The sequence below is a fragment of the Dysgonomonas termitidis genome (assembly GCF_054657735.1).
This window is the reverse complement of record NZ_BAAHYD010000002.1, coordinates 3,497,502-3,523,448: the sequence shown is the minus strand read 5'-3', so window position 1 is coordinate 3,523,448 and position 25,947 is coordinate 3,497,502. Positions and strand designations below refer to the sequence as shown.

The following is a 25,947-nucleotide window of genomic DNA, read 5'->3' as shown; positions in this document are numbered from 1 at the left end:
GTAATTATTATAATTTAGCACAAAACTTATTTCATTCTAGCTATATAATTTTCATTGAATTAGCTATAGCCATCATTTTTTCGTTGCTGATGCATATTTCATTAAGAATGCTTACGATATTTTTTTTTGTTATCCTGTCATAATCCTTTTTTAGCGGAGTTATAAATACTCCGGCCAGGTCAACGGCCGCCGGGCTGACGAGCAGATTTTCGTCCCCTAAGGCAAAGAAGCATTCCGGTCTGTGTTTCTCGCGAGGGAATATGCAGCTGTAATACTTCTTGTTTTCGTACCAAGTGAGTATATTCATCATGGGCTCGTTATGCGTGTCTTTCAATTCGAGCAATGCATATAATTTCCTGAAGCAGGCCAGAGCCTCATTTTTATTTTCTGTTTCTAACAGGAAACAGTTTCTGAGATAGTCTCTGATGGCATACAGGATCAGTTCATCGGTGTGGTATATGATCTCCTTGCCAATATTCTTTATCTCCCTTTCAAAAGGGAGGAAGCCCTTTATCCCCGCTTGGAAATGCGCATGGTCAGGCGCAGAAGCCCCGCACTTTGGCCCGTTATAGAACAGTGTATACCCATTGAGGCTTTTAGCCATGTCCAGCATATCGCCATACCTGTTGAAAATAAGCTGGTCGGCATGGGAGTAAGCCGCTATAGTCAAATGGCGCGGGAATATTGGATATGGGTTTACTAAGATCTGGTACTGCGTACCGAATGGTATCCCCACTTGGACGGGTGGTAAATTTTGGGGGCAAAGGAAGCATTTCCTTTGCCGTATAGACTCCGTATCCACTTTTGCCGCCGAAGAAATGATCCTCCCGGGATTGAACTGTACCCTGACAGTGAAGTCGCCGAAAACGAAATCTTTGGTATTTACTTTTTGCAAGGCCTTATAATTCGCCCTTGCCAGTTCCCATTTTTGAAGTTGGGAAAAGAATAGCCCGTCTATGTTGAAATGATCTTCCGCCATGTTTATCCCCCTTTATTTATTTCCTATTCAACGCAATGCGGGCTTCGAGTTCCCATGTACGAATCCTGTCCTTATATGTATTGTGAGCGTTCAACCTGACAATATCGAGAGACGCGTCCGAATTATCGTCCCATCGGCGGCACAGGTATAAGACCTCATAAATACGTCCTATCTGGTATTCGCGTGAAAAATATAACCCCAGCGCATAATCTTCACCATAACTTGTATTGGGTACCTTTATATTTCTCAGTATGGGGGTATAGAATGCCCTTGGAGCTCCCAGTCCGTTGATTCGAATGGCATTGTTCCGTCCGTTGTCAGGAGTCCATTCCTTATGGTCTATAATGCCCGGGGGTATCATTTTCATATCAAAACCGGTGAGCATATATGTTCCCACGACCATTGCGCAATTCTGTTCGTAAAAAGCATCGACAATTTTCTGCAGGGTCTTTTCATGAGCATATACATCGTCGCTATCGAGCTGTACAGCAAATTTTCCGCATTTGGGATGATGCACGCCTAGGTTCCAGCACCCTCCGATCCCCAGTTCCTTATTATCGGGTATTATATGCACCAGCCGGCTGTCAGAGGCAAATTTCCTGATTTCTTGCGTTGTACCGTCGGTAGAATAATTGTCGATAACAATAATGTTGAATTTGAAAGATGTCTTTTGCTCCAGGGCCGATTTTATGGCATCGCCTATAGTCCGTATACGGTTCCTTACCGGAATGATGACCGATGCTTCATATTCGAAGTCAGATTTTCCGAACTCTACGTTTTTGAAATCCGGGGTCAGATAGGCCCCTGTCTTTTTGAGATGGTCGGTGCATGCCAGTTCCATTTCTCTCTGTACCTCCCGGTTTTTCGGGTCAACATAATCGAATATTTTTTCTCCGCTTTTCCGTGTGTCATATTCTATTTCAGTATACAGGTACTCGTTGATATGTACTAAATCCGCCTCCTGGGATACTTTGAGGCGCAGATCGTAAATTCCTGCGAATTTATATTCCCTGTCCATTTTAGATACAGCCATTTTCAGGTCAAGAGATTTGTACAGCAGTAGCGACCCGAAATTGAAATCGTCCCTTAAGCTGCCCTTTTGATAAGCGATAAGCGGATTGTTTTTCTTTTCGTCGCCCACCACCTGGTAATGGTCGGCATACACAAGCCCTGCACCCGAATCTGCTATAACCTGCGCCATGCGGTCCAGGGCAAACATACCCAGGCGGAGCTCAGCCGGTTTTGTGTAAATTAGGGTGTAATCAGAATCGGCCATTTCGGCTATCTTCTTGATCGTGGCTGTAGAGTGGAGAGAATCGACAGGTATTGTTTGGCAACCGTTGATTATATCCCCATGATCGTTGTCTGCCAGTAAGAATATCTTATTGACCAGCGATGAGCCTTTTAGATTGGTTATGGTTTCTTTTGACTGACTTGAGTTTTGAAAAAATATAAAGCAATTGATTTTCATTTCTATTTATTTTATGTCGTTATGATTTCTTATCGGTTAAAGATCAATAATTCAATAAATGCGGGTCGGATATTCCGGCATAAGAGCATACTCGCCTGCAAGTTCGCTGATATTTTTTGAACGCAGAAAGTTGGTATGCTTAATAACAGAATGGATATTTTTATTATCTTTTTTAATGGTTTATATTTTATCAGGTATGAATGGTCATGACTTAAATCGTTATCCAAGATGTATCCCAGTGAATTATATGAACAAATATAAGGTGATATATTTGAATATCGAATAACATGTCCTGATAAATATTTATAATTAACTATTATTTATAATTAAATACATAAATTAATGTTCTATTTCTTTTTATTTTTATGTTTTTACGCTGCTGATTTGATTTTTGTACAAATTATTCTTTGAGTATATAGGATTGGTTTGGGTGTTTATATTATTAAATTACTTTATATAGTTAAATATAGTTAAAATAAATATCTAACACTAAATATATTGCTGGTTTTATTTGTTTGTGTATCATCATTTAATGAATCAAATATTTGATATACAATTATTAGTGTTGATATTCTTGATATTAACAATAATTAAAATATATAAATAATATATAATATATATAAAAATAAATGAATAACATGAAAAAGATATGAGGAAATCTTATACATTTGTATATCTCATAAAATGAAAAGTGCTCACGAATTAATTTAATTAATTAACGCCACAATCTATGAAGAACTTTTCCGGTCGTATAATAATAACAATTTTCTTGCTTTCCTCATTCACATTTCTCCGGGGGCAAGATTTTCGTTTTGCTCTGATCACGGACACCCATGTAACTAAAGATTCATTGGCATATAATGATTTAGTCCGGTCGGTGAATCAAGTAAATTCAACTCCGGGTATTAGCTTCGTTCTTGTAACCGGCGACCTTACCGAAGAGGGAGATGGAGAGTCGTTGCAAAAGGTAAAAGATTTACTGGACAAGCTGAATGTGAAATATTATGCTGTATCTGGTAACCATGAAACAAAATGGAGTGAGTCAGGTGCTACGGATTTCGGCCGCATATTTGGAAGTGAAAGATTTAAGTTTACACATAATGGATATACATTTCTGGGATTTAATACAGGTCCCATTATTCGTATGATGGACGGGCATGTAGCTCCTCAGGATATAACATGGTTGGAAAAGGAATTCTTGCAGGCAAAAGCAGGGACTCCTTTTATTCTTGTCACACACTATCCGCTATTGGATGGAGATGTGGATAATTGGTATGAAGTGACTGATCTGGCCAGAAAGTATAATGTTAAGGCAATATTGGGTGGGCATTATCATAGTAACAGGTTGGTTTTTTATGATGGAATACCTGCTGTGATAAACCGATCCAACTTGCGTGATAAAACAGATAATATAGGAGGATATTCTATTTATGAGGTCAACAATGATTCTATACTTGTTTATGAGCAAAAAATAGGACGTGTTCCACGAAAATGGGGCGGTTATGATTTAAATAAAGTATATTATACAGAAGACAACTCTTCTTATAAACGCCCATCCGATTCGGTGAATACAGTCTATCCGAAAGTGAAACCACAATGGATAACTAAAATTGGAAATACTATATATTCTTCACCGGTGGTATATGACGGTAAAATATATGTAGGTGACGATACCGGTTTGTTGTCCTGCTTGTCGTTGAAAAGCGGGAAACATATATGGAATTTTAAATCAGATAATAAAATTATAGGAACTCCTGCAGCATCTGATCATATTATTGTTTTTGGCTCGGCAGATAAATGTATTTATGCCATAAATGCCATAACCGGAAAGTTAGTTTGGAAATATCTTACTGAAGGAGCTGTTCTGGGAGCTGTGACTATTGATGGAGGTATAGCTTATATAGGTTCCGGCGACCATACTATGAGGGCTATAAATATTAAAACAGGTAAACTGAAATGGGAATATAGCGGAATAAAAGGTTATATAGAAACGCGCCCGCTAATCTATGACGATAAAGTTATTTTTGGAGCTTGGGACAATAATATGTATGCTCTTGAAAAAGAAACAGGAAAGTTGTTATGGTCGTGGAATGGCGGATTGACCCGGATGCATTTTTCTCCGGCTGCAGTATGGCCTGTGGCCGCTCACGGAAAAGTTTTTTTTACTGCTCCAGATAGAGTCCTGACCGCTCTGGATGCTGAAACCGGAAAAACAATCTGGCGTACAAAAGAATCGATGGTACGCGAAACAATAGGACTGTCTGCAGATAAAACCAGATTGTATAGTAAAACGATGCAGGACAGTGTTGTTTGTTATTCAGCTGTTGGATCTGAACCCCGAAAAATATGGTCGGTAAATGCAGGTTATGGCTATGACCATGCACCATCGATGCCTGTGGAGAAAAATAATGTTGTATTTGGCAGTACGAAGAACGGAATTATTTTCGCTTTAGGAGCCGATACCGGTAAACTTCTATGGAAGCATAAAGTGGGAAATTCACTGATAAACACAGTTGTACCTTTAAATGGTCGCTCCTGCCTGTTTACATCTGGTGAGGGAATTGTCGGCTTATTATCCATTCAGGATAAATAAGATCTGAGGTATACTAAGTTTGGAAAAACATACTAAAATATTTTGTAAAACCTTAAAAAAAAAATTATGAAAAAAAAGCCTTGAACCTAAATTGAAAATCTAGTCTTCTCATGTTTTAGTGCTTAAGATACAAATCAAAATTTAATCATTTTAGTAGGTCAGTAATTATATAAGCAAACTTCATTTATGCTTGATGAAATACAAAATATAAATATCCTCATTCTTTCTATTAGAGATGTAGTAGTGAATTGTATTTTATTAGGAAGGAATACAAAAAACACCGGGTAAATATTTAAAATTACTTTTCGTCCTCTATTATTATTTCCCCTAAGATGTGTTCCAATCAGTGTTAGCTGTCTGAGTTTTTTATATGCTTCAGATATGCATCTTTTTATATATTGACTACAGAGCTGGTCTTTGATTTGTGTTTATTTAATAAAAAGTATCAATTATAAACAAAGTATTATGAATAACTCTAAAAAAAGCAGAAAAATGCTGTCAAAGAAAATTCTTTGTTTGTTGGCTATAGGACTGGTCTTTTCGTCCTTAGGAAATAGCTACGCCAGCGACACGAGTACATTGCTGAAGGATATAACCGAGCAACAACAAGCAAAAATTACCGTTCAAGGAAAAGTTATAGACGCAAAAGGGGAGCCATTGATCGGGGTGAGTGTGGTAGTAAAAGGAACCACACAGGGTACTCTGACCGATATAGACGGGAATTATAGTATAAGTGTCGCATCTACCGATGTTGTAGTATTTACATACGTAGGATATAAATCCGAATCACGTACGGTTGGCAATAATAAAACCATCAATATCACACTACAGGAAGATTCGCAAATGATGAGTGAGGTCGTAGTTGTTGGTTACGGTACCCAAAGAAAAGAAAATCTTACGGGAGCAGTATCCTCTGTTGATGTAGGTAAAACGTTGGATAGTCGCCCTATAGCAGATGTAGGTCGCAGTTTGCAAGGATCGGTCCCTGGATTGTCGATTGTGATACCGAGTGGGGAAGTTGGTTCTGATCCTGTATTCAGGATACGTGGTCAGATAGCTTCTATTAATAGTACAGCAAGCTCCAGCCCTTTGATATTGTTGGATAATGTGGAAATCCCGAGTATCTCTTTAGTAAATCCTGACGATATTGAATCAATAAGTGTTTTGAAAGACGCGGCTGCTTCATCTATTTATGGTGCAAAAGCTGCTCTTGGAGTAATTTTAATTACAACAAAAAAAGGTGCTCAAACTGATAAGGTGACTGTTCAGTATTCTAACAATTTCTCGTGGTCAAAAGTGGCTAAAGATATTGATATGGCTACATTGGATGGCCTTGAGTACGCCATGTTGGCGATCGAAAGGGTTGGTACTGACATGACGGGCGCCTTTTGGAAGCTGGACCGGGCGAGTTATGAAAAGTCAAAGGCATGGGTTGCAAAATATGGAAACAGTGTAGATCCAAACGACCCAATATTATATGGCAGAGACTGGTATGTTAATGGAGCTAATAAAATGGGAGTGCGTATGTATAATCCTTATGATTATATGATTGAAGAATGGACACCAACACAAACTCATAACCTGTCGATTAACGGAATGTCGGGTAAAGTAAATTATAATATAGGGTTGGGCTATTTTGATCAGAAGGGTTTAATGAAAACAGCTAAAAAAGATGAATTCCAACGTTATAATGCTACTGCAAAAATAAGTTCTGAGATTAATAAATACATTACCGTAAGAAGTGGATTTTTATTCTCTCAGCGAACCAAATATTATCCTTATATAACTAATTCCACAACGGCTGACCCTTGGTTATATCTATACAGATGGGGGCCGTTACAGCCATTCGGCACAGAAAATGGCAATCTTGTTAGAAGCCCCGCATCCGAAGCTGCTCAGGCAAATACAGCATCTCAGCAGACAAATTATATGAATGTAAATCTTGGTGCCACTCTTAATTTTACCAAAGATTGGAATTTGGAATTTGATTATACATTTGCCAACAATGAATATTTGCAGGATAGACCCGGGACACGCTATACTGCAGCAGATTCTTGGTCGGCTGCGATACCTAGAACGGATGAAAACGGCAATCAGATCTATGTGAATGAAAACGGTGATATTGTTCCTGCCGGAACTACCGGAGCTATGCAAGCTTATCAATTACCTGTAAGTACTTATACTTCAAAAGGGGCTAATCCGGATCATATCTATCGTGAATCAGAAAATAAACAGCAACATACTTTTAATTTATACAGTACTTATAATTTGAATTTGGCAGATTTTCACCAGTTTAAGTTTATGGCGGGCTTGAATGCCGTAAAATCGAAGACAAAGAGCCATTGGGCACAAAAAACAGAATTACTGGATATTACTAATCCTCAGTTTGATATGGCTACCGGTACACAAACATCCGGAGGTAAGACCTATTGGGAGTCACAAGCCGGTTTTTTTGGCCGTGTTAATTACGCATTCCAACAAAAATACCTTTTAGAAGGCAATTTGCGTTATGATGGAACCTCTAAATTCCCTACCGATCTGAAATGGCGTTGGTTTCCGTCTTTTTCTGCAGGTTGGCGTGTCAGTGAAGAGGCATTTATGGAATGGGCGAAACCGACATTAAATTCTTTGAAGTTCAGAGGATCATGGGGAGTCATTGGTGACCAATCGGTATCATCTGGTTTGTATATGCCGACCTTAGCATATAGTACTTCTACCTGGCTTGATGGAACTACTAAATTTCCTTATTATGGAACTCCGTTACCCGTAGACCGATATATTACATGGCAAGATTTCGAAACGTTGGATTTTGGTGTGGATGTTGTTGTTTTTAATGGACTTAATATCACTTTTGATTGGTATCAGCGTTATACACGAAATATGATTACACCAGGTCTTACATTACCGTACACATTTGGCGCTCCGGCTCCTGTCGGTAATTATGGAGAATTAAGAACAAGAGGTTGGGAAATAACCCTTGATTATAATCATAGATTTGCGAACGGATTAAGTGTAAATGCTATGTTTACTTTATCTGACGCCGAAACCTATATTACCGGTTATGATGAAAGCGCGATCAAAGGTACCGCTGCCGATTCATATTGGAAAGGGAAACGCTATGGCGATATCTGGGGATATAAAACAGATCGTTTATATCAGGCGGATGATTTTGAATATAATCCGGACGGTTCTTTCCAGACTATTATAGTAGATGGCAAAACTATGAATAAACTTAAAGGAGATAATCCTGTATATCAACCGTTTGTCCAAAACTCTGCTAATTTTAGATTCGGCCCCGGCGACGTTAAATACAAAGATTTGGACGGTGATGGGAAAATTACGAATGGTAGCAATACAGCCGATGAACCGGGTGACCTTGCTGTGATAGGCAATACAACGCCTCGTTACAACTATGGCTTCCGTTTGGGGGCCGATTACAAAGGATTTGATGTCCAATTATTTTTCCAAGGTGTGGGTAAACGTGATATATGGGGAGACGGAGCATTGGCTATACCCGGCTATAACGTATCAGATGGAGCTATGTCTCAAGCGATTGCAGGTGATTTTTGGCGTGAAGACAGAATGGATGCTTTCTATCCGCGGCCTTACAATATAGGTGCTGTTGCCGGAGGTTCCACTGCTTCTAATAATACTCACGTGCAAGATCGTTATTTATTGAATATGGCCTATTTAAGACTCAAGAACGTGACTTTTGGTTATAGTCTGCCTCCAAATATAATTAGAAAAGCGTATTTGACTAAAGCGAGGGTGTATATGTCGATGGAAAACATATATACATGGGATCAATTGAGAGGTTTGCCTATCGATCCCGAAGTGATTAATGGTTATTCAATGTATAATGCATCAAATTACAATTCTGGAAGAACTGGTGTTGGAGCGCCTATGTTTAAGAATGTATCGTTTGGTGTTCAGTTAACTTTCTAAAATTAAGCAATTATGAAAATAATCAACATAACAAAGAAAGCAGTATTTGCATTTGCTTTACTGTCTATACTTCTTATATCAAGTTGTAGTGATTACTTGGATCGTCCGCAGTTAAATAGTCCGGATGATGGAACATATTGGACACAGGAGAGTAATGTGCGTCTGTTCGCAAATGAATTTTACACACAGTTCTTTGTGGGATACAATTCGAGCTGGACTTTGGATTATTCCCACTTTAAAGGATATGTTTTCAGCGATGATGTAGTTTCAAAAAATGTGCAGGCCTTGTTCGAGACCAGCGTACCCTCTACATTGGGCAGTAATAGCAATACATCCAATACGAGTGGTGTACCAAGCGCTCCAGCATGGCGATCCCAATATGCAGGGCCCACATGGTATTTCGGATGGATACGGAAATCAAATCTTATGATTAATCGTATAGAAACACGAATGCAAGGCATTCTTTCGCAGGAAGCGTCAAATCATTGGATTGCAGTAGCACGCTTTTTCAAAGCGCTCGACTATTGTCGTTTAGTTAGTGTATTTGGTGATGTCCCTTATTTCGAACAAGAATTTACTACTGCGGATAAAGATATTATGTACAAAGACCGGACTCCTCGCAACGAGGTCATGGATAATGTGTATAACGAGTTTAAATCAGTGTTGCAAAATCTTCGTGAAAATGATGGAAATCAAACTTTAAACAGAGATGTGGCTGCTGCCTTTATATCGAGATGGATGTTGTTTGAGGGTACTTGGCAGAAATATCATAATGGAGATGAAACGAGAGCTAAAAAATTCCTTGAATTCGCAGTCGAAGCTTCCGAAATTGTAATGAATTCGAATAAGGGTTACGCAATAGCTACCGATTTGCGTACACTTTTTGGCTCTGACAATTTGGCAGGCAACAAAGAATGTATTATGTACAGGCATTATGATGCCTCCCAATCGATAACACATTGTATAGCTTCTTATAACTGTAGTTATGAAGCTCAAGATTTGTCGGCAAACCTTGATGTGGTGAGAGCCTTTATTTGTAAGGATGGAAATGTCTGGCAAAGTTCGACGGTAACAGATGCGAAAAAATTTGATCTGGCTAACCTGATAAAAACACGTGATCCACGCTTTGAAGCTTCATTTTTTGATCAATTAAATGAAAGAGCGGCAGCTTTGCTCTTTACGGTAAAATTTGTAGACAGGGAAGGACCTAGGCTTACACCACCGATCCCAGCCAAATATTATAGTAATACTAATACAAATGATGCTCCGGTTATTCGTTTAGGAGAAATTCTTTTGAACTGGATAGAAGCAAAAGCTGAATTGGCTACAATAGGAGGGGCAGCGATTACTCAGGCCGATATAAACAAATCCGTAAATGTTTTGCGTAACAGACCGTTGGATCAGGAAGCCATTAGTAAAGGTGTGGTTAAAACGGCTCCAATGAATCTAAGTACATTACCTAACGATCCAGCACGCGATGCTGATGTCACTCAATTAATTTGGGAAATCCGTCGTGAACGCCGTATGGAATTGTATATGGAACCTGCTCGTTTATTAGATATCAAACGTTGGAAGAAAATAAATTATATGAAAGGTTCTGTTAAGCCAGATATCTTGAAAGGCATTTGGGTAGACATTCCTAATGAGATACCTTCGTTAGTTGCTGAAACAAAAAAAGGTATAACACAGGTCATGAAAGAAGATGGGACTATAGTTAAATTTGACGGAACCAATGCCGCCGCTATGGTCGGATATTACTTGCCTGAAGGAGTGAAAGACAGAGATGATTTTACAGATAGAGTATATTTGTCTCCTGTGGGAAAGAATCAGATCGACTTATATGCCGGTCAGGGTTATAAATTGACTCAAACGCCAGGTTGGCAATAAAATCCTATATAATTAAAACACTTCCCCATCTATTCAATGGGGAAGTGCTTTTTAATCTTTGTAAGTTAAATATATATTCACACACTTTAGACATATGAAAAAACTTGGTTTATATTTAATTATACTGATATTTTCGGCTTATATTGCACATGCCCAAACTAATAAAAGAGCATTAAGAGGTGTTTGGGTAGCTACCGTTACCAATATCGACTGGCCTGCCAAACAGGGACTTTCTTCGGAAGAGCAGAAACAAGAGATGATCTTTTTACTTGATAAAGTAAAAGATTATAATATGAATACTATTATTTTTCAGATAAGACCTACAGCAGATGCTTTTTATAAATCCAGCTACGAACCTTATAGCCATTGGTTGACAGGCGTGCAGGGGGAAGATCCCGGATATGACCCCTTACAGTTTACAATCGATGAATGCCATAAGCGGGGACTGAATATACATGTGTGGTTAAATCCCTATCGTATAAATAACGATACGGTTGCCTATAATACATATGCTAAAGATCATATAATCAATAAGCATCCCGATTGGGTGATAAACTATGGGAAAGCAAAATACTTCGATCCGGGATTAGACGGAGTTCGTGAATTTACGTGTAAAGTAGTGAAAGATATTGTAAACAATTATGATATCGATGCCATCCATATGGATGATTATTTTTATCCATATAAAATATCGGGACAAGAATTTCCCGACTCCCTGACCTTCGTGAAATATCCGAGGGGTTTCGGGAATAAAGAAGACTGGCGGAGAAATAACGTCAATCTTATCATCAAAGAAATAAATGAAACTATAAAGTCGGTAAAACCCTGGGTTGAATTTGGAATCTCTCCTTTCGCTATCTGGAGAAACAAGACAGAGGACCCGAGAGGATCAGAAACAAAGGCCATGACAAACTATGATGGTCTGTATGCCGATATACTGTTGTGGCAGGAAAAAGGATGGATCGACTATGTTCTTCCTCAGCTGTATTTTAATATAGGATATCCGATTGCCGATTATGCAATATTATCTGATTGGTGGTCAAAATATAATTATGGGGCTAACGTTTATGCGGGTCTTGCACCTTACAGGGTATCAAAAAAAGCGAAACAGAAAGAATGGCATAGCTCTCAAGAGCTTATTCGTCAGATAAACAGAAATATGGCGGACCCGAATATCAAGGGCGAGATCTATTTTAGTGCAAAATCCTTATTTGATAAGCCGGAAGTAAATTTAGAAAAGCGTCTGGTAAAAAAAGAGTACAAATCATTAAGCATTTCGCCCGAAAACAACAGGATTAAGCGTATTGAACCTGAAAATCCGTTAAATGTTTCACTACAAACAGAGGACGAACATAACATTATACTGAAATGGCAGCGAGGTAAAAATGCCAAACGTTTTGTTATCTATAAGTTTAAAAGAAATAAGCCTGTAAATAGGGACAATCCGGAAACGATTATTGCCGTAACAGGTTTGACCGAAATCGTATTACCATATAAAAATAAGAAAGATTTTAAAAAATACCGCTATGGTATAACAAGCCTTAGCCCTTCTCATTCCGAGAGTTCTATTGTCTTTTTCGATTAATGAGAAAAGTAAATAGGCATAATTTGCTTTCACCTCTTGTACACACTTATTCACGACCTTAAATATAAATGATATCATGGCTGTAATAGGAATCGATTTAGGAGGAACAAAAATTATAGGGGCCATCTTCAATAATGAAGGGTATATTCTCGAAAAGAAGTCGTCTTTGTTGTTGGGGAAGAAAGGCAAAGACGTGGGCACATTGGTGATGCATATTATAGATGAATTAATCGACTCCTACAACGGTAGCGATTCAGATATAAAAGCAATTGGTATTTGTGTCCCCGGAATAGCCAATAGCAAAACGAAGAAAGTATGGGCACCTAATATAAAGGGCTGGGAGGATTATCCACTGCATGAGGAAATAGAGATTCATATAAATAACCCCTCCGTAAAAGTCGATATCGCAAGTGACCGGACTTGTTATATACTAGGCGAGGCATGGAAAGGTTCGGCTATGGGATGTTCTAATGCATTGTTCGTTGCAGTAGGAACAGGGATTGGTGTTGGTATATTGTCTGATGGACATGTTTTGCACGGACATGGAGATATTGTTGGTGCGGCAGGATGGATGGCTCTGGGGCTTCCTTACGAAAAAGATTATGAGCTATGCGGCTGTTTCGAAAGCCATGCTTCTGGAGATGGTATAGCTTATCAGGCAAAAAAAATACTCAAAGAAGGCACGTCTTTTAATGATAGTTCCTTACGAACGATAGACATTCAGTCTATAAAAGCGAAAGATGTATTTGTCGCTTATGAAGAAGGTGATGCCTTGGCAAAATATGTATTGGATAACGCGATACGAATGTGGGGTATGGCTGCCGCCAATTTAGTAAGCCTTTTCAATCCCGAAAAAATAATATGGGGAGGTGGAGTATTTGGTCCTGCTGCTTATTTTTTCGATCAGATATATAAGGAGGCCTGTAAATGGGCTCAGCCTATAAGTATAAAACAAGTAAATTTCGAAAAATCTTACCTTGGAGGAGAGGCTGGTTTGCTTGGTGCGGGGTATTTAGCTATTCTATCATTAAAATGATGAATATATGTATAAAAAGAATCTTGTTTATATAGCGGCTTGCATAGGGATGGCATTTTTCGGGATTGCATTTATCGTGATGGGTTCCATCCTGCCTGTATTGACCGGGAAGTATAATCTTGATGCTGTTAGCGCATCTTCACTGGTTACATTCCTGCCTGTAGGCGTTTTGTTGGGATCTATTGCCTTTGGGCCTGTGGTCGATCGTTTCGGGTATAAACTAATGTTAATAGTAAGCACTTTTATAGTATTGATGGGATTAAGTGGTCTATCTTTTTTTGATAACATATATATCCTGCGCTTATCTATATTTCTTATCGGTGTGGGAGGGGGGATGCTTAATGGTTCTGCAAATGCATTGGTATCTGATATATCTGACGATAAACAAAGAGCTTCGAAACTAAGCGTATTAGGCGTCTTTTATGGAGTAGGAGCCCTTGGTGTACCAATTCTGTTAGGTACATTGTCAAAGATATATTCCTATGAAATAATATTGCGATATACCGCAATTTTTATGTTTATCTGTATTTTATATTTTTTAGCAGTAAAATTTCCCAGGCCCAAGCTTACCCAAGGTTTTCCGATAAAAAGAACTCTTACTCAGATAAAGGAACCTGCACTACTTGTTTTGAGCTTATTCCTGTTCTTTCAAAGCGGAATAGAAGGTTTATTCAACAATTGGACGACAAGCTACCTAAAATCGGTATTATCTGTTCAGGAAGGGGATATTGTTCTTTCTCTAACGTTCTTTGTGCTGGGAATGACTGTTTCCCGTTTGTTGCTTAGCTACATTTTACAGAAGCTGAAACAATATTATATTCTTATAGGAAGTATGGCATTATCCATGATGGGTATTGTCCTGCTTAATTATACAATTTCTTTTCCTATGGCTGCTACAAGCCTGTTTATTACAGGTTTTGGCCTGGCGGCCGGATTTCCTGTAGTTGTAGGAACTATAGGCTCTATGTATAAGGAAACTACAGGTACTGCTATCGGGTTTGCCCTTTTTGTCGCATTAAGCGGGAATTCGATATTAAATTATGTAGTTGGATATATTTCGCGGGCATTCGAAATATCTTCATTCCCTGTTTTCCTTGCAATTCTGTTGCTTATGCAAGCAATTATTGTCTTTACAAATTCAAAAATTATTACTAATAACAATTAAAAACTCAAAGTTATGTTAGCATTACAATGGTTGGCAAATGCACGGGACATCATGCAAAAAATAGAAGAAACCCAGTTGGAAAATATAAAAAAAGCTGCAGAAGTTATGGCAGACTCTATAGAATCAAATCATTGGGTGCACACATTCGGCTGTGGGCATGCTACGATCCCCGTAGAGGAAATGTACCCGCGCATTGGCGGATTTGTTGGTTTTCATCCTATGGTAGAGTTGCCAATGACATTTTTTACTGGGATAACCGGGCAAATGGGTATTCATCAATTTTTGTTTCTGGAGAGGGCTGAGGGCTATGGCAACGCTATAATGAAATCTTACAATTTCGATAAGCAAGATTGCATCTGGATTTTTTCACATACAGGTATCAATAATGTAAATATTGATGTAGCTTTACGGGCCAAAGAATTGGGAATGAAGGTTATCGTGTATGGCTCTGCGGCGGAAGCTAAAGGTAAAGTTACCCGCCATCCGAGCGGGAAGACCATATTCGAGATTGCTGATATTGTTGTTGACTCGTGTGTACCTGTTGTAGACGCATCTGTACCGTTAAAAAATCATCAGGATAAGATAGGCCCTGTTTCTACACATGCTTTCGTTACGCTGGTATGGATGACAATAACAACAGTTGCCGAGATATTGGCTGACAGGGGTGTGAAATTATATATTCATCCGTCACATAATGTTCCGGGCGATACGACGGCTCACGAACGTTTGGATGCCTGCCTGGCTGAATATAAAAGACGTGTAGCAACAATTTAAAATTTCCTGTCATGGGTGAGTTGGAACATATCGACCTGCAAGTCGAAAATTACGGACATATAAGAAGTAAATCGTATTCGTTTGCCGTATTGCCATGGGGCGCCACAGAACCTCATAATTATCATTTGCCGTATCTTACCGATTGTTACCTCGCCCATGATATTGCAGTGGATGCTGCCGCAAAGGCCTGGGCTAAATATGGTGTCAGAGGAATGGTGTTGCCACCCATCCCTCTTGGCGCTCAAAATCCGGGACAACGCGAATTACCATTCTGTCTGCATACGCGTTATGAAACACAGAAACATATTCTGTATGATATCGTAGAATCATTGGACTACCAGAATATCCATACTCTGGTAATAATAAACGGACACGGGGGCAACAGTTTTAGACCTCTCATACGTGACCTGTGTGTAGACTATCCGCAAATGGTTATTGCCTGCTGTGACTGGTTTTCGGTAGAAGCGCAGGATAATTATTTTGAAAATAGAGATGATCATGCCGGTGAAATGGAAACTTCCGTCATGCTGCATTATCATCCCGGATTGGTAGACCTGAGCATGGCGGGGACCGGTGAAAGCAAGCCTTTTAATATAGAATCCCTGAATAATAAAGTAGCATGGGTTCCGCGTAACTGGGCAAAAGTATCTTCTGATACCGGCATAGGTAATCCGCGTAGGTCTTCTGCCGATAAGGGGGAAGTGTATGCTACAGTTGTAACAGATAAAATAGCTATGCTATTTGACGAATTAGTTAACCAAAGTATTTATAAAAAATGAAAATATCAGAAAGAGCGGAATGCCGCTATTTACTAATTGTATGGCTCACGTTTACATTTGTCGGCTTTGCCTGCGCCCAAAAGTCGTGGGTTAGAATCAATCAGCTGGGATATTTGCCGGGCAGTGTGAAAACCGCTGTTTTTATTTCCCAAGATGAAACTGATAATCTGACGTTTGAAATAAAAGATGCAAAATCAGATGCATCTGTTTATAAAGGAAAGGGGACAAAAACCAATGCTGGACGATGGGGAATGAAAACGGCTCTACGCCTTCCATTCTCACCTGTGGAAAAAGACGGTCAATATTATATCGAGATTAACGGAACAAAATCTCCGGTATTTAAGATAAATGCAGATGTATATAACGGTTCAGCAGACTTTTTGCTAAAATATATGCGTCAGCAACGTTGCGGATTTAATCCGTATCTGGATACTGTTTGTCATCAGCATGACGGATTTATAGTCGATCATCCTACACGTACAGGCGAGAAAATAGATGTTCGCGGAGGGTGGCACGATGCTTCCGATTATCTGCAGTACCTGCCTACTTCGGCCAATGCTACATACCAGATGCTGTTTGCGTGGCAACAAACACCGGATAAGACAATATTCAAAGACGAACATGATGCCGCAGGCAAAAAAGGCAATAACGGAATACCGGATATCCTGGATGAAATACGTTGGGGATTGGAGTGGATGGTGAGAATGAATCCTGATTCGGCGGTCATGTTCAATCAGATAGCCGATGATCGTGACCACGCCAGCATGCGTTATCCTTCCCGTGACTTTGTAGACTATGGATGGGGCAAAGGTACAGGACGTCCCGTTTATTTTATTACCGGCAAATCACAAGGATTGAGAGAGCATAAGAACCGTACGACAGGCGTTTCTTCGAGTGCCGCTAAATTTGCATCTGCATTTGCTCTGGGAGCCGACATATTTAAGGATATGGACCCGGATTTCTCTATTATACTTAAAGAAAAAGCAGGATCTGCTTATGGATTTGCTGAGTCTGATCTGGGTAATTTTCAGACGGCCTGTGTGGTCTCTCCTTATTTTTATGAAGAAGATAACTGGGTGGACGATATGGAGTTGGCTGCTGCCGCTAAATATGCAATAACAAAAGATAATTCATGGCTGAAAAAAGCAGATTACTGGGGGCAACTGGAAGAAATAACCCCTTGGATGGAATTAGGCCGGGCACGCCATTATCAATACTATCCGTTTGTAAATCTCGGACATTTTTATCTTTCCCAGTCGAACGATGAGGTGATAAGCGATAAGTATACCGGATTTATGAAGAAAGGGCTTGAGTCTATTTTGAAAAGGGCCAATGAATACAATGACCCTTTTCTGAACGGAATCCCTTTTATCTGGTGTTCGAATAATCTGGTTGCTGCTGCTATAACCCAGGCTCAGCTTTATTATCAGACATCGGGCGACGACACATATCTGGAGATGGAAGCGGCATTGAGAGATTGGCTGTTTGGTTGTAATCCGTGGGGAACATCCATGATCTGCGGTTTCCCTGAGAATGGCGATTCACCGCTACGGTCGCATTCTTTCGTATCGGAAATTATCAAGGACGTACCTTACGGAGGATTGGTGGACGGGCCTATTTATAAGTCGATATATGAGAATCTCAGAGGAATACATTTGAAATATGAAGATGATTACGCACCATTTCAGTTTGGAGCTGCTGTATATCATGACGATCCGGGAGATTATTCATCAAACGAACCCACAATGGATGGAACAGCCAGTTTGAGTTTTTACCTGTCCACAATGGAAAAAACAGGTAAAATTCAAAAAAAAAAGACTAAATCAGTAATTGATAATCAGGGGGCTACTGTTCGTATCGATACCGGAAAAAAAGTAATTCATCTGATTTTTTCTGCTGATGTTGCGTTTGAAGGTGCGCCTTCAATACTCAAGGTGTTGAACAATAATAAGATAAAAGGTTCTTTCTTCCTTACCGGTAACTGTTTAAGGATGAAAGAGCATCAGCCGGTCATAGAAGAAATTATCCGTAAAGGACACTATATAGGAGGACATTCCGATAAACATATTCTTTATGCTTCTTGGGACAACCGGGAAAAAACATTGGTGAGCACCGATAGCCTTATAAATGATTTCCGGCGAAATATGGGCGAACTAGCCCGCTTCGGAGTAGATATAAATAAAGTGGATTATTATTTGCCACCATCCGAATGGTATAATAGAGAAACGGTGCGTCTCATTGAAACGCAGGGACAGGTGACAATTAATTTTACTTCGGGATTGCGGACGGCTGCCGACTATACGACACCTGATATGAAAAACTATATGTCGTCGCAGCAACTGATCGATCAGTTATTTGCTTTTGAGAAAGAGAATGGTTTAAACGGTGCTATTATACTCATTCATCCGGGAACACATGACAGCCGTACTGATAAATTGTATTTGCGTCTGGATGAGATAATTAAAGGATTGAAGAAGAAAGGTTATTCTTTCGACCGCTTATAATTAAGATAACTATTTATCTATAAGTCGTTTGTAATTAAGTGAAAATTCTGGTTGTTAATGGAGATTTAACCGGATTCGTACTGCCGGGTGCTTTCTGTCTTTTGCCGGGGTACTGAGTTTTAATTTAGGTAGGACAGGACACAATATTGACTTGTGTTCTGTCTTTTCTATATTTGTTCGTTATTCCGGTGGTATTCAACTAATCCTCTGATCGGATTTTCTATGATTACATCTATGTAGATTCCCATATCTTGCGCTATTTCACGCAACATGAATGAATACATTTTTGCATGTGATCCTACAAACCGTATAGGATACTCATTGTATTCGTATTGAAGAATGTTCCTTTCGAAAAAAGACCTTAGGTTTTGTCTGACCAGATTGTTGACATAAGGATGTTCCAAATGTTCATACAGAAAGGATGATAATACAGATAAAAGCCTGTTTGGAAAAGGTTTTGAATATACATAATCCATTATCTCATCCGGATCGATTTTATATTTTTTATAGAATGGATCAATCAGGTCTTTCGGAGCTAATCCTTTTAAACAGTCGGATAGAAACGCTTTTCCCAGTGATGCGCCACTGCCTTCATCTCCTAGTATATATCCTAAAGACTTGACATTCTTAATTATTGTTTCTCCATCATAGAAACAGGAGTTAGACCCTGTTCCTAAAATGCAAGCTATTCCTGCTTCATCCTGAAATAGCGCACGAGCCGATCCCAAAAGGTCGCTTTCGATTATGGAGGGGATTTTAAATTGTGCTTCGAGTGAAGCCTTTACTATATTCTTTTTTTCGAGGGACGAACAACCTGCTCCATAAAAATATATAGAGGTAAATCTGGCCTTAAAAAATATTTGAGGCAGTTGTAACCTGATAAGCCGACTAATCTCTTTTCTTGTTTGAAAAAAGGGATTAATACCGTCTGATAAAAAATGTTCAGCTATTCCATCTCTGTCAACTAAACACCATTCTGTCTTTGTTGAACCACTTTCGGCTAGTAAAATCACAAACTTTAATATTAAATTACTACAAATATATAAAGAATCTCGCAAAGATAGGCAAAATTTGGAAGAATAGAGTAAGTATTTGGTTGTTAGGTTAGTTCAGCGTTGTTTCGCTATATTCTTCTAATAGGCAAAGTGGAAGAATATAGAGCAGTTAAGCGAAAGATTTGCTACCTATATACTGCCTTTTTGGTTAGTCGAATTAGGAAGCAAAAACAACCTGAATAAAGATAATCACCTTAAAGAGCACTTGTTTTTCTAAAAACGTCTTTCAAAAATAACCCTTTTTTCGCACTAACGGCAGAAAGATGGGTTTTTTAGTAGAAAATTGGAGTTTGTTTCCCATTCGCTCCATATTTTATACAACTGAAAATAACTCTGTTACAAGTAATTTTACACTTAAATAACAGAGTTATGACAAAGGACGTAAAGGTGTCATTCTACCTGAAAAGGAATGAAACGAAAAAGGATGGTAAAAGCCCTGTAATGGCAAGGCTTTCAATCGGAAAATTCTCCGAAACCATCTTTAGTGCAAAAATGACTGTTCCTGCAGATTTATGGGCATCCGGCCGTGCCACAGGGAAAAGCCATACGGCAAATGAAATTAACCGGCAGTTGGACGAAATCAGAGCATCCGCCCTGTCGTATTACCGTGAACTGTCGACGGTAAGGGATGGCGTAACAGCCGAAGATGTAAAGAACTTATTGCTGGGCATGGCATCCGGGCAGGAAACGCTATTATCCTATTTCCGTACCCATAACGAGAATTTCGACAAGCGCATCGGCGTAAACCGTAAGGAAGGTTCGGAAAAAGGTTATTGGTTCACACTTAACCATCTCACAAAGTTCCTGAAAGAGAAATATAAACTTTCAGATATTCCATTTTCTGCATTAGACAGGTCGTTTATTGATAAATTTGACCTCTATCTGAAAATTGACCGTCGGCTTGCTCCGGGTACGATAGTAATATATACTACTCGGTTGGGCACTATTATCGGGGAAGCTATAACCGAGGGCATCATCACCAAAAATCCTTTCGCCGGTTATGAGCCGGAGCGTCCTGAACGGCAACAAAAATATCTTACTCGAAAGGAGTTGAATAAGCTGATGACAACTCCGCTTGTTACCTCAAAGCAATACCTTATCCGTGATTTATTCCTCTTTTCATGCTATACCGGAATCCCGTATTGCGATATGTGCAAATTAACTGACGGAGATATTTCGGTTGCCGAAGATAATGTAGTCTGGATAAAAACATTCCGTGAGAAAACCGGAATAGACTATGAAATTCCCATGCTCGAAATTCCTTTGCAAATTCTTGAACGCTATCGGGGGACAGCAACCAACGGACGACTACTGCCGATGTACCCAAATGGGGAGTTGAACAGGGCATTGAAAAATATCGCCCGTATATGTGGTATCGCCCGACGGCTCACCTGGCATTGCGGGCGGCACACATACGCCACCGAAATCACTCTTTCACAGGGTGTTCCTATCGAAACGGTAAGCCGTATGCTCGGACACAGCCAAATTGCGACGACGCAGATTTATGCGAAAATCACCAACGATAAGATTGATGAGGATATGAAAGTGTTGGAGAAACGTATTGCCGGGAAATTCAAATTTGCTATCTAATAACTTAATATATTTCAATCATGGAAGCAAAAAACAAAGAAGATAAGAAAGATAGACGGCGCAGCACATTTGCGATTTTATTCTATATAAACCGTACTAAAATCCGCAAGGACGGTATGTGTCAGCTATTGTGTAATATCAGCATTGACGCTGAATCCCAGCAGGTGGGAACTAAAGTATCCGTTAATCCGTCCCTTTGGAATTCATCGGAAGGCCGTGCCGCAGGGCGTAGCCAAAATGCGCTCCAAGTAAACAAGTCTATCGACGAGCTTACGGAACGTATCAAAAACCATCATAAGGAAATAAAGGAGAGTTTGGGATTTGTTACGGCCGAACTTGTTAAGAACGCCCTGAAAGGTGTAGCACAAAAACCACTCACGCTAATGAAACTCTTTAAAGAACATAACGACGAGTTTAAAAAACGGGTTGGAGTAGATCGTAAGAAAGAGGCACATGACCTTTATGTGGTGTCCTACAATCATCTTTTGGCATTTATCAGGAAAAAATACGATACAGATGATGTAACGCTCCGTAGTCTTAACCTTCGTTTTTACGAGGATTACGATCTCTTTTTAAGGACAGACAGAGGGTTACAGCAAAAAACAGTGCATCAACATCTGTATAACCTAAAGAAAATAACCAAGCGGGCTTTCAATCAGGGAACGCTCCGGCGCGATCCTTATATGAAACTGTTTCCCGAATTGCCACCGCTAAAGAGCCGTCATCTGAAACTGGAAGATTTGGAGAAACTGATGCAATGCCAACTCGACAGACCCAACTTATGCCGCGCCCGTGATTTGTTCGTTTTTTCGACGTTCACCGGATTGTGCCACGCCGACCTTACAAGATTGTCTGACGAGCATATTGAACAGGCTTCTGACGGAAGTTTTTGGATTAAAATAAAGCGCCAAAAGACCGGAACAGGATGTGATGTACGCCTTTTGGAAATACCCCTGAAAATTATGGAGAAATACCGTCCTCAGAGAACCGGCAAACGTATATTCAAAGTTTATGACCGTAGCTATATGGGGAAACTTTTGAAAGAAATCGCTAAGATTTGCGGAACCGGACATATTTCATTTCACAAAGCACGACATAATTTCGGAACGCATATTACGCTCTCACAGGGCGTTCCTATTGAAACCGTAAGCCGGATGATGGGACATAAGAATATCTCCACCACACAGATATACGCCAAAGTAACCGATAAAAAAGTGGATGAAGATATGAAACGGCTTAAATCCCGGACGGCATCTAAAGCTAATAAAGTTACATTGTATGAAGATGAATCGCTCCGGGCGGCTATCCGTTATCCCGGAGAAAGGAAGAAAAACAAGAATGTTCAACCCTCAAACAATCAATAAAATGAATACAACAACAATCAAAATAGAAGAAGGACGGGTAATTATCCGTTCAATAGCGGGCGGCGTTTGGCTTACCCAGCACGAAATCGCCGATATTTTCAGCGTGTTCATATCGGCTATAAACAGCAATATCCGTTCCATACTAAAAAACGAGATATTACGGGAAGATATGGTTTGCCGCCATAAGGATAATGGAAACGGCAGTATATTGACACTCTATAATCTGGAAATGATAACGGCACTGGCTTTCCGGCTCAAATCCCGGCAGGCACAATATTTTCGTGAGTGGATTACCGGACAGGCATTGAATCCCGTAATACTTTGGAAAATCCCCGGCATTAATACGATGCTGAATTGATTGCTATATGCCGGAAACAAGAAACGACCCGTAAATAAGGTCGTTTCTTGTTTATACCAATTCCTGTTGGTCGATGGTCTGCTTTCGGGAATCTTCCAAAAATTGCTGTATTTCTGATTCTTTATAAAGAATTTTACCACAGATCAGGTAATAGGGAATAGTTCCTGCCGAACGGTATTCCTGTAATGTCCTGCGGCTTACCCTCAGCCTTTCCGAAAGCTCCCGGTCGGTAACGAAGCGTTGCCCGTTAAAAGAACGACGGGATGGAACTTCTAATTTATCAATCAGACTACTTGCCTTTTCCAACCGTCGAAAAATGTCTATCACGCGCGGATCGCTTTTTTCAATCAAATTATTCATGACCTACATTTTTTTCGGTTGATGAGCCGAAGATTGCAGTAGTTTCTGCACATCTTCCGGCTTGTAACGTATCTTATACTCTATACGGCTATAAGGTAATAACCCCTTTTCCCGATAGCTTTGCAGGGTACGTTTGGTTATATCCAATATCTCGCAAACATCCTGATTATCCAGCCATTTTTTCAAACTTAAATCTTCCTGACGACGGTATAACCTCTCCGCCTTTTCTTCAATATCTTCGACACGTTTTACTAAAGTGTCAAAGACCTTTATACTCATACTGATTATCTCCATATTTCTACGCTTTGTATTCCCGGAGAAACAAAAATAGACATTCCCATTTATCTATTTACCGCTCTGTTTTTCTATGGCATAGAGTGGCTACCAACTAAAACAGACTGGCAGCCAAAGTTGGTCAACCGCCAATAAATACAGCGATTGCAGTGATTGTTTCCCATAATAACCAATCACTGATATAGTTTTTTCTACCGTTCTCCCGGTATAACGTCTTCCTCATTTTTATATGCCTGGATATGGAGAGGGTAAAAACATGATGGTTCTGTTGTCAGCAGCAAAGGTATTTCCGGCGTTCACGCTCCTGCAAGATCGCTTCGCGCCCTCCGGGTTTTGCAAACAATCTTCCGACATCGCCGGGGCGACGTTGCGTATTCTTTGCAAAAATCTGGACATGGGCTAACACCGGCCTTTGAAAGCTACTGAAACAGAACTCATCATACCCTCTCCGTTACGGCATAAAAAAAAAGTCAGACGTTATGAGAACAATAGAAAAAAATAAAAGGAAACATGAATCTATCAACCATCCATTTAGCATTGGATTGGTAGTAAAGATAGTAGCGACCGCAGTAGGTTTCTATGTGTGGGGTATTGACTTTATTTGGGTGGTCTTAGGCGTGGTTTTCTGTTGGAATATCCTAAAGGGTATCGCATCCTGCCTTTTCTCTCTTGTCGCTCTGATAGGCTTTTTTTGGTTCTTATTCATTCACGTTTTTTAATCCCGACAGTTATGAGCAAAGTATTTTTATTAGGTACAAACAAGGAAATTGACAGAGCCAAACAAGTGGTAGAAGTCAATCAGGTTATCCAAATGGAGGGTTACAGTTATGACAGGTATGTAGTGTATGAAATCCGCAAAAACGATTGGGGCATTGCTTACAAGCTGATTAACCTACGGACAAAGGAGTTTTATACAGCCGACATTATCCGACCCTTGAAAGAAAAATTCGGTATCGGTTACTATTACGACAGCGAGAACTCTCAATTTATGGACAGTTTCGAGGTAGCAATACTTCTTCAACAAGCACACGGGCAGAAGCAAGCGGAGCAGGACGAAGCCGAAAAGGAAAAAATCAGAGTAGAGCAGGTTAAAGAAATCGGAAGAAAACGCTTTGCCGAGATATTCCCCGAAGATGCACAAGCAGTTATCGTGGCGAGATTGAAACAGGACGACAGCGACCGAATGACCGATTATTATGCACACAGTACGCAACGCACTGTTATTTTGGACTTTTCTAAGCATAAACGGGACATCTTTTCCGAAATGCGGAAACACGCTCCCAATTTAGAAGAAACCGCCTATTTAGCCGAGTTTAATGAGGATTATGAACACCGTGAGAAATACAGCATGGGCGACGGCTATTATTTGGGAGAGAGTAAATATTGCGGTTGGATAATCGAAAAAGTGAAAGTCTATGACCGCAATCGCACGATAGAGGATTTTGCATACACCGCAGGGAACGAGGATAATATCTGTATCAGAAAACCGAACACAACGCCACCGAGCAAGCCGACAGAACCGACAACGGAAAGCGAAGGCGGTTGTACAATGGTAGAATATTCAGCCAAAGCAGTAGCAGTATTCGGAGAAACGAGAGCCATAAAAGACGAACTCAAAGCAATGGGCGGACGCTTCAATAGCCGATTGACATTCAACGGTAAGAAGTTGGCAGGTTGGATTTTCTCAAAATCACAGGAGCAACGTTTAGCCTATTATTTCGGATTAGATTAAGTATTCACACGGGGCGGAGCAATTCGCCCCACAAATCACAAAAACAATGAAAGCAGAAAATACAGCAACCGATTATTTCAAAATAACTATACAGAGTTATTTAGAACAGAGAGCGCAGACCGATGAACTGTTCGCCCCCACCTATGCCAAGTCGAACAAGAACATTGACGATTGTGTAACCTACATTCTCAATTACGTGCAGCAAAGCGGAATATGTGGATTTACGGATGATGAAATTTACTCCCTTGCCCTGCATTATTACGATGAGGACAATATCGAGGTTGGCAAGCGCATTGAGTGTAATGTTGTGGTAAACCATACCATTATCCTAACCGATGAAGAAAAAGCACAGGCACGACAGAAAGCCATTCAGAAAGTACAGGACGAAGCCTATGCCAAAATGAAACACGGTAATGCCAAGCCGAAAGCCAAGCAACCCGAAACGAACACAGTCCCTAACCTATTCAATTTTTGAG

Annotated in this window: 20 protein-coding genes; 15 read left to right on the top strand and 5 right to left on the bottom strand. The window is 39.9% G+C overall.

Annotated elements, in window-relative coordinates; genetic code table 11:
• Positions 1 to 40 precede the first annotated feature (40 nt).
• The gene (locus tag ACYQ3L_RS18855; protein ID WP_459952437.1) at positions 41 to 979 is read right to left on the bottom strand and encodes a DUF4922 domain-containing protein; all 939 of its coding nucleotides are present in this window, start codon (positions 977 to 979) and stop codon (positions 41 to 43) included.
• A 16-nt stretch (positions 980 to 995) separates the two neighbouring features.
• Positions 996 to 2,456 carry a glycosyltransferase family 2 protein gene (locus tag ACYQ3L_RS18850; RefSeq protein ID WP_459952472.1) on the bottom strand — a complete coding sequence of 487 codons (1,461 nt, stop codon included), beginning with the start codon at positions 2,454 to 2,456 and terminating at the stop codon, positions 996 to 998.
• A gap of 724 nt (positions 2,457 to 3,180) precedes the next feature.
• Here ACYQ3L_RS18850 and ACYQ3L_RS18845 point away from each other — a divergent pair.
• The 9 genes from ACYQ3L_RS18845 (at position 3,181) to ACYQ3L_RS18805 (ending at position 18,718) form a co-directional block, all read left to right on the top strand.
• Positions 3,181 to 5,043, top strand: coding sequence for an outer membrane protein assembly factor BamB family protein (locus ACYQ3L_RS18845; protein ID WP_380001428.1), 1,863 nt, complete (start codon positions 3,181 to 3,183; stop codon positions 5,041 to 5,043).
• 465 nt (positions 5,044 to 5,508) lie between these two features.
• On the top strand, positions 5,509 to 8,988 hold the full coding sequence (locus tag ACYQ3L_RS18840; protein WP_380001430.1) for a SusC/RagA family TonB-linked outer membrane protein: 3,480 nt from the start codon (positions 5,509 to 5,511) through the stop codon (positions 8,986 to 8,988).
• A gap of 12 nt (positions 8,989 to 9,000) precedes the next feature.
• Positions 9,001 to 10,875 carry a RagB/SusD family nutrient uptake outer membrane protein gene (locus ACYQ3L_RS18835; protein ID WP_380001432.1) on the top strand — a complete coding sequence of 625 codons (1,875 nt, stop codon included), beginning with the start codon at positions 9,001 to 9,003 and terminating at the stop codon, positions 10,873 to 10,875.
• Between the two features lie 94 nt (positions 10,876 to 10,969).
• Entirely contained in the window at positions 10,970 to 12,460 is a 1,491-nt protein-coding gene (locus ACYQ3L_RS18830; protein ID WP_380001434.1) for a glycoside hydrolase family 10-like protein, read from the top strand.
• 76 nt (positions 12,461 to 12,536) lie between these two features.
• Positions 12,537 to 13,496 (top strand): ROK family protein, encoded by a 960-nt coding sequence (locus ACYQ3L_RS18825; RefSeq protein ID WP_380001436.1) that lies wholly within the window; start codon positions 12,537 to 12,539, stop codon positions 13,494 to 13,496.
• Between the two features lie 7 nt (positions 13,497 to 13,503).
• Complete coding sequence (locus tag ACYQ3L_RS18820; protein WP_380001438.1) at positions 13,504 to 14,661, top strand: MFS transporter; 1,158 nt, start codon at positions 13,504 to 13,506, stop codon at positions 14,659 to 14,661.
• 12 nt (positions 14,662 to 14,673) lie between these two features.
• The gene (locus tag ACYQ3L_RS18815) at positions 14,674 to 15,435 is read left to right on the top strand and encodes a sugar isomerase domain-containing protein (RefSeq protein ID WP_380001440.1); all 762 of its coding nucleotides are present in this window, start codon (positions 14,674 to 14,676) and stop codon (positions 15,433 to 15,435) included.
• 11 nt (positions 15,436 to 15,446) lie between these two features.
• Positions 15,447 to 16,214, top strand: a complete 768-nt coding sequence (locus ACYQ3L_RS18810; RefSeq protein ID WP_380001442.1) for a creatininase family protein — start codon at positions 15,447 to 15,449, stop codon at positions 16,212 to 16,214.
• The gene (locus ACYQ3L_RS18805; RefSeq protein ID WP_380001444.1) at positions 16,211 to 18,718 is read left to right on the top strand and encodes a bifunctional glycoside hydrolase family 9 protein/polysaccharide deacetylase; all 2,508 of its coding nucleotides are present in this window, start codon (positions 16,211 to 16,213) and stop codon (positions 18,716 to 18,718) included. The genes ACYQ3L_RS18810 and ACYQ3L_RS18805 overlap by 4 nt, the downstream gene beginning before the upstream one ends.
• A gap of 167 nt (positions 18,719 to 18,885) precedes the next feature.
• Here the strand turns inward: ACYQ3L_RS18805 and ACYQ3L_RS18800 are convergent, their stop codons facing one another.
• Entirely contained in the window at positions 18,886 to 19,731 is an 846-nt protein-coding gene (locus tag ACYQ3L_RS18800; RefSeq protein ID WP_380001446.1) for a hypothetical protein, read from the bottom strand.
• Positions 19,732 to 20,142: 411 nt separating this feature from the next.
• On the opposite strand from ACYQ3L_RS18800, the gene ACYQ3L_RS18795 reads away from it, so the two are divergent.
• Genes ACYQ3L_RS18795 through ACYQ3L_RS18785 form a run of 3 tightly spaced genes read left to right on the top strand, consistent with a single transcriptional unit; the run spans position 20,143 to position 23,085 of the window.
• A complete protein-coding gene (locus tag ACYQ3L_RS18795; protein ID WP_380001448.1) occupies positions 20,143 to 21,363 on the top strand; it encodes a site-specific integrase in 1,221 nt (406 codons plus the stop codon).
• 20 nt (positions 21,364 to 21,383) lie between these two features.
• A complete protein-coding gene (locus ACYQ3L_RS18790; protein WP_380001450.1) occupies positions 21,384 to 22,727 on the top strand; it encodes a site-specific integrase in 1,344 nt (447 codons plus the stop codon).
• 1 nt (position 22,728) lies between these two features.
• Positions 22,729 to 23,085 carry a virulence RhuM family protein gene (locus ACYQ3L_RS18785; RefSeq protein WP_044165790.1) on the top strand — a complete coding sequence of 119 codons (357 nt, stop codon included), beginning with the start codon at positions 22,729 to 22,731 and terminating at the stop codon, positions 23,083 to 23,085.
• A 51-nt stretch (positions 23,086 to 23,136) separates the two neighbouring features.
• Here ACYQ3L_RS18785 and ACYQ3L_RS18780 read toward each other — a convergent pair whose 3' ends face one another.
• Together ACYQ3L_RS18780 and ACYQ3L_RS18775 are read right to left on the bottom strand one after the other, a co-directional pair.
• The gene (locus tag ACYQ3L_RS18780; protein WP_380001453.1) at positions 23,137 to 23,445 is read right to left on the bottom strand and encodes a helix-turn-helix domain-containing protein; all 309 of its coding nucleotides are present in this window, start codon (positions 23,443 to 23,445) and stop codon (positions 23,137 to 23,139) included.
• Between the two features lie 3 nt (positions 23,446 to 23,448).
• Positions 23,449 to 23,739 carry a helix-turn-helix domain-containing protein gene (locus ACYQ3L_RS18775; RefSeq protein WP_183209675.1) on the bottom strand — a complete coding sequence of 97 codons (291 nt, stop codon included), beginning with the start codon at positions 23,737 to 23,739 and terminating at the stop codon, positions 23,449 to 23,451.
• 479 nt (positions 23,740 to 24,218) lie between these two features.
• On the opposite strand from ACYQ3L_RS18775, the gene ACYQ3L_RS18770 reads away from it, so the two are divergent.
• Genes ACYQ3L_RS18770 through ACYQ3L_RS18760 form a run of 3 tightly spaced genes read left to right on the top strand, consistent with a single transcriptional unit; the run spans position 24,219 to position 25,946 of the window.
• Complete coding sequence (locus ACYQ3L_RS18770) at positions 24,219 to 24,458, top strand: hypothetical protein (protein ID WP_380001455.1); 240 nt, start codon at positions 24,219 to 24,221, stop codon at positions 24,456 to 24,458.
• Positions 24,459 to 24,469: 11 nt separating this feature from the next.
• The gene (locus ACYQ3L_RS18765; protein ID WP_380001457.1) at positions 24,470 to 25,471 is read left to right on the top strand and encodes a fusion protein; all 1,002 of its coding nucleotides are present in this window, start codon (positions 24,470 to 24,472) and stop codon (positions 25,469 to 25,471) included.
• 46 nt (positions 25,472 to 25,517) lie between these two features.
• Positions 25,518 to 25,946 (top strand): PcfK-like family protein, encoded by a 429-nt coding sequence (locus tag ACYQ3L_RS18760; RefSeq protein WP_380001459.1) that lies wholly within the window; start codon positions 25,518 to 25,520, stop codon positions 25,944 to 25,946.
• Position 25,947 lies beyond the last annotated feature (1 nt).

Bases quoted from the DNA above. Each gene is read 5' to 3' on its own strand.
- ACYQ3L_RS18830 (WP_380001434.1), top strand. From the start codon at position 10,970: ATGAAAAAACTTGGTTTATATTTAATTATACTGATATTTTCGGCTTAT.
- ACYQ3L_RS18825 (WP_380001436.1), top strand. From the start codon at position 12,537: ATGGCTGTAATAGGAATCGATTTAGGAGGAACAAAAATTATAGGGGCC.
- ACYQ3L_RS18855 (WP_459952437.1), bottom strand. From the start codon at position 979: ATGGCGGAAGATCATTTCAACATAGACGGGCTATTCTTTTCCCAACTT.
- ACYQ3L_RS18795 (WP_380001448.1), top strand. From the start codon at position 20,143: ATGACAAAGGACGTAAAGGTGTCATTCTACCTGAAAAGGAATGAAACG.
- ACYQ3L_RS18765 (WP_380001457.1), top strand. From the start codon at position 24,470: ATGAGCAAAGTATTTTTATTAGGTACAAACAAGGAAATTGACAGAGCC.
- ACYQ3L_RS18840 (WP_380001430.1), top strand. From the start codon at position 5,509: ATGAATAACTCTAAAAAAAGCAGAAAAATGCTGTCAAAGAAAATTCTT.
- ACYQ3L_RS18780 (WP_380001453.1), bottom strand. From the start codon at position 23,445: ATGAATAATTTGATTGAAAAAAGCGATCCGCGCGTGATAGACATTTTT.
- ACYQ3L_RS18805 (WP_380001444.1), top strand. From the start codon at position 16,211: ATGAAAATATCAGAAAGAGCGGAATGCCGCTATTTACTAATTGTATGG.
- ACYQ3L_RS18835 (WP_380001432.1), top strand. From the start codon at position 9,001: ATGAAAATAATCAACATAACAAAGAAAGCAGTATTTGCATTTGCTTTA.
- ACYQ3L_RS18790 (WP_380001450.1), top strand. From the start codon at position 21,384: ATGGAAGCAAAAAACAAAGAAGATAAGAAAGATAGACGGCGCAGCACA.
- ACYQ3L_RS18815 (WP_380001440.1), top strand. From the start codon at position 14,674: ATGTTAGCATTACAATGGTTGGCAAATGCACGGGACATCATGCAAAAA.
- ACYQ3L_RS18845 (WP_380001428.1), top strand. From the start codon at position 3,181: ATGAAGAACTTTTCCGGTCGTATAATAATAACAATTTTCTTGCTTTCC.
- ACYQ3L_RS18820 (WP_380001438.1), top strand. From the start codon at position 13,504: ATGTATAAAAAGAATCTTGTTTATATAGCGGCTTGCATAGGGATGGCA.
- ACYQ3L_RS18760 (WP_380001459.1), top strand. From the start codon at position 25,518: ATGAAAGCAGAAAATACAGCAACCGATTATTTCAAAATAACTATACAG.
- ACYQ3L_RS18770 (WP_380001455.1), top strand. From the start codon at position 24,219: ATGAGAACAATAGAAAAAAATAAAAGGAAACATGAATCTATCAACCAT.
- ACYQ3L_RS18810 (WP_380001442.1), top strand. From the start codon at position 15,447: ATGGGTGAGTTGGAACATATCGACCTGCAAGTCGAAAATTACGGACAT.
- ACYQ3L_RS18785 (WP_044165790.1), top strand. From the start codon at position 22,729: ATGAATACAACAACAATCAAAATAGAAGAAGGACGGGTAATTATCCGT.
- ACYQ3L_RS18775 (WP_183209675.1), bottom strand. From the start codon at position 23,739: ATGGAGATAATCAGTATGAGTATAAAGGTCTTTGACACTTTAGTAAAA.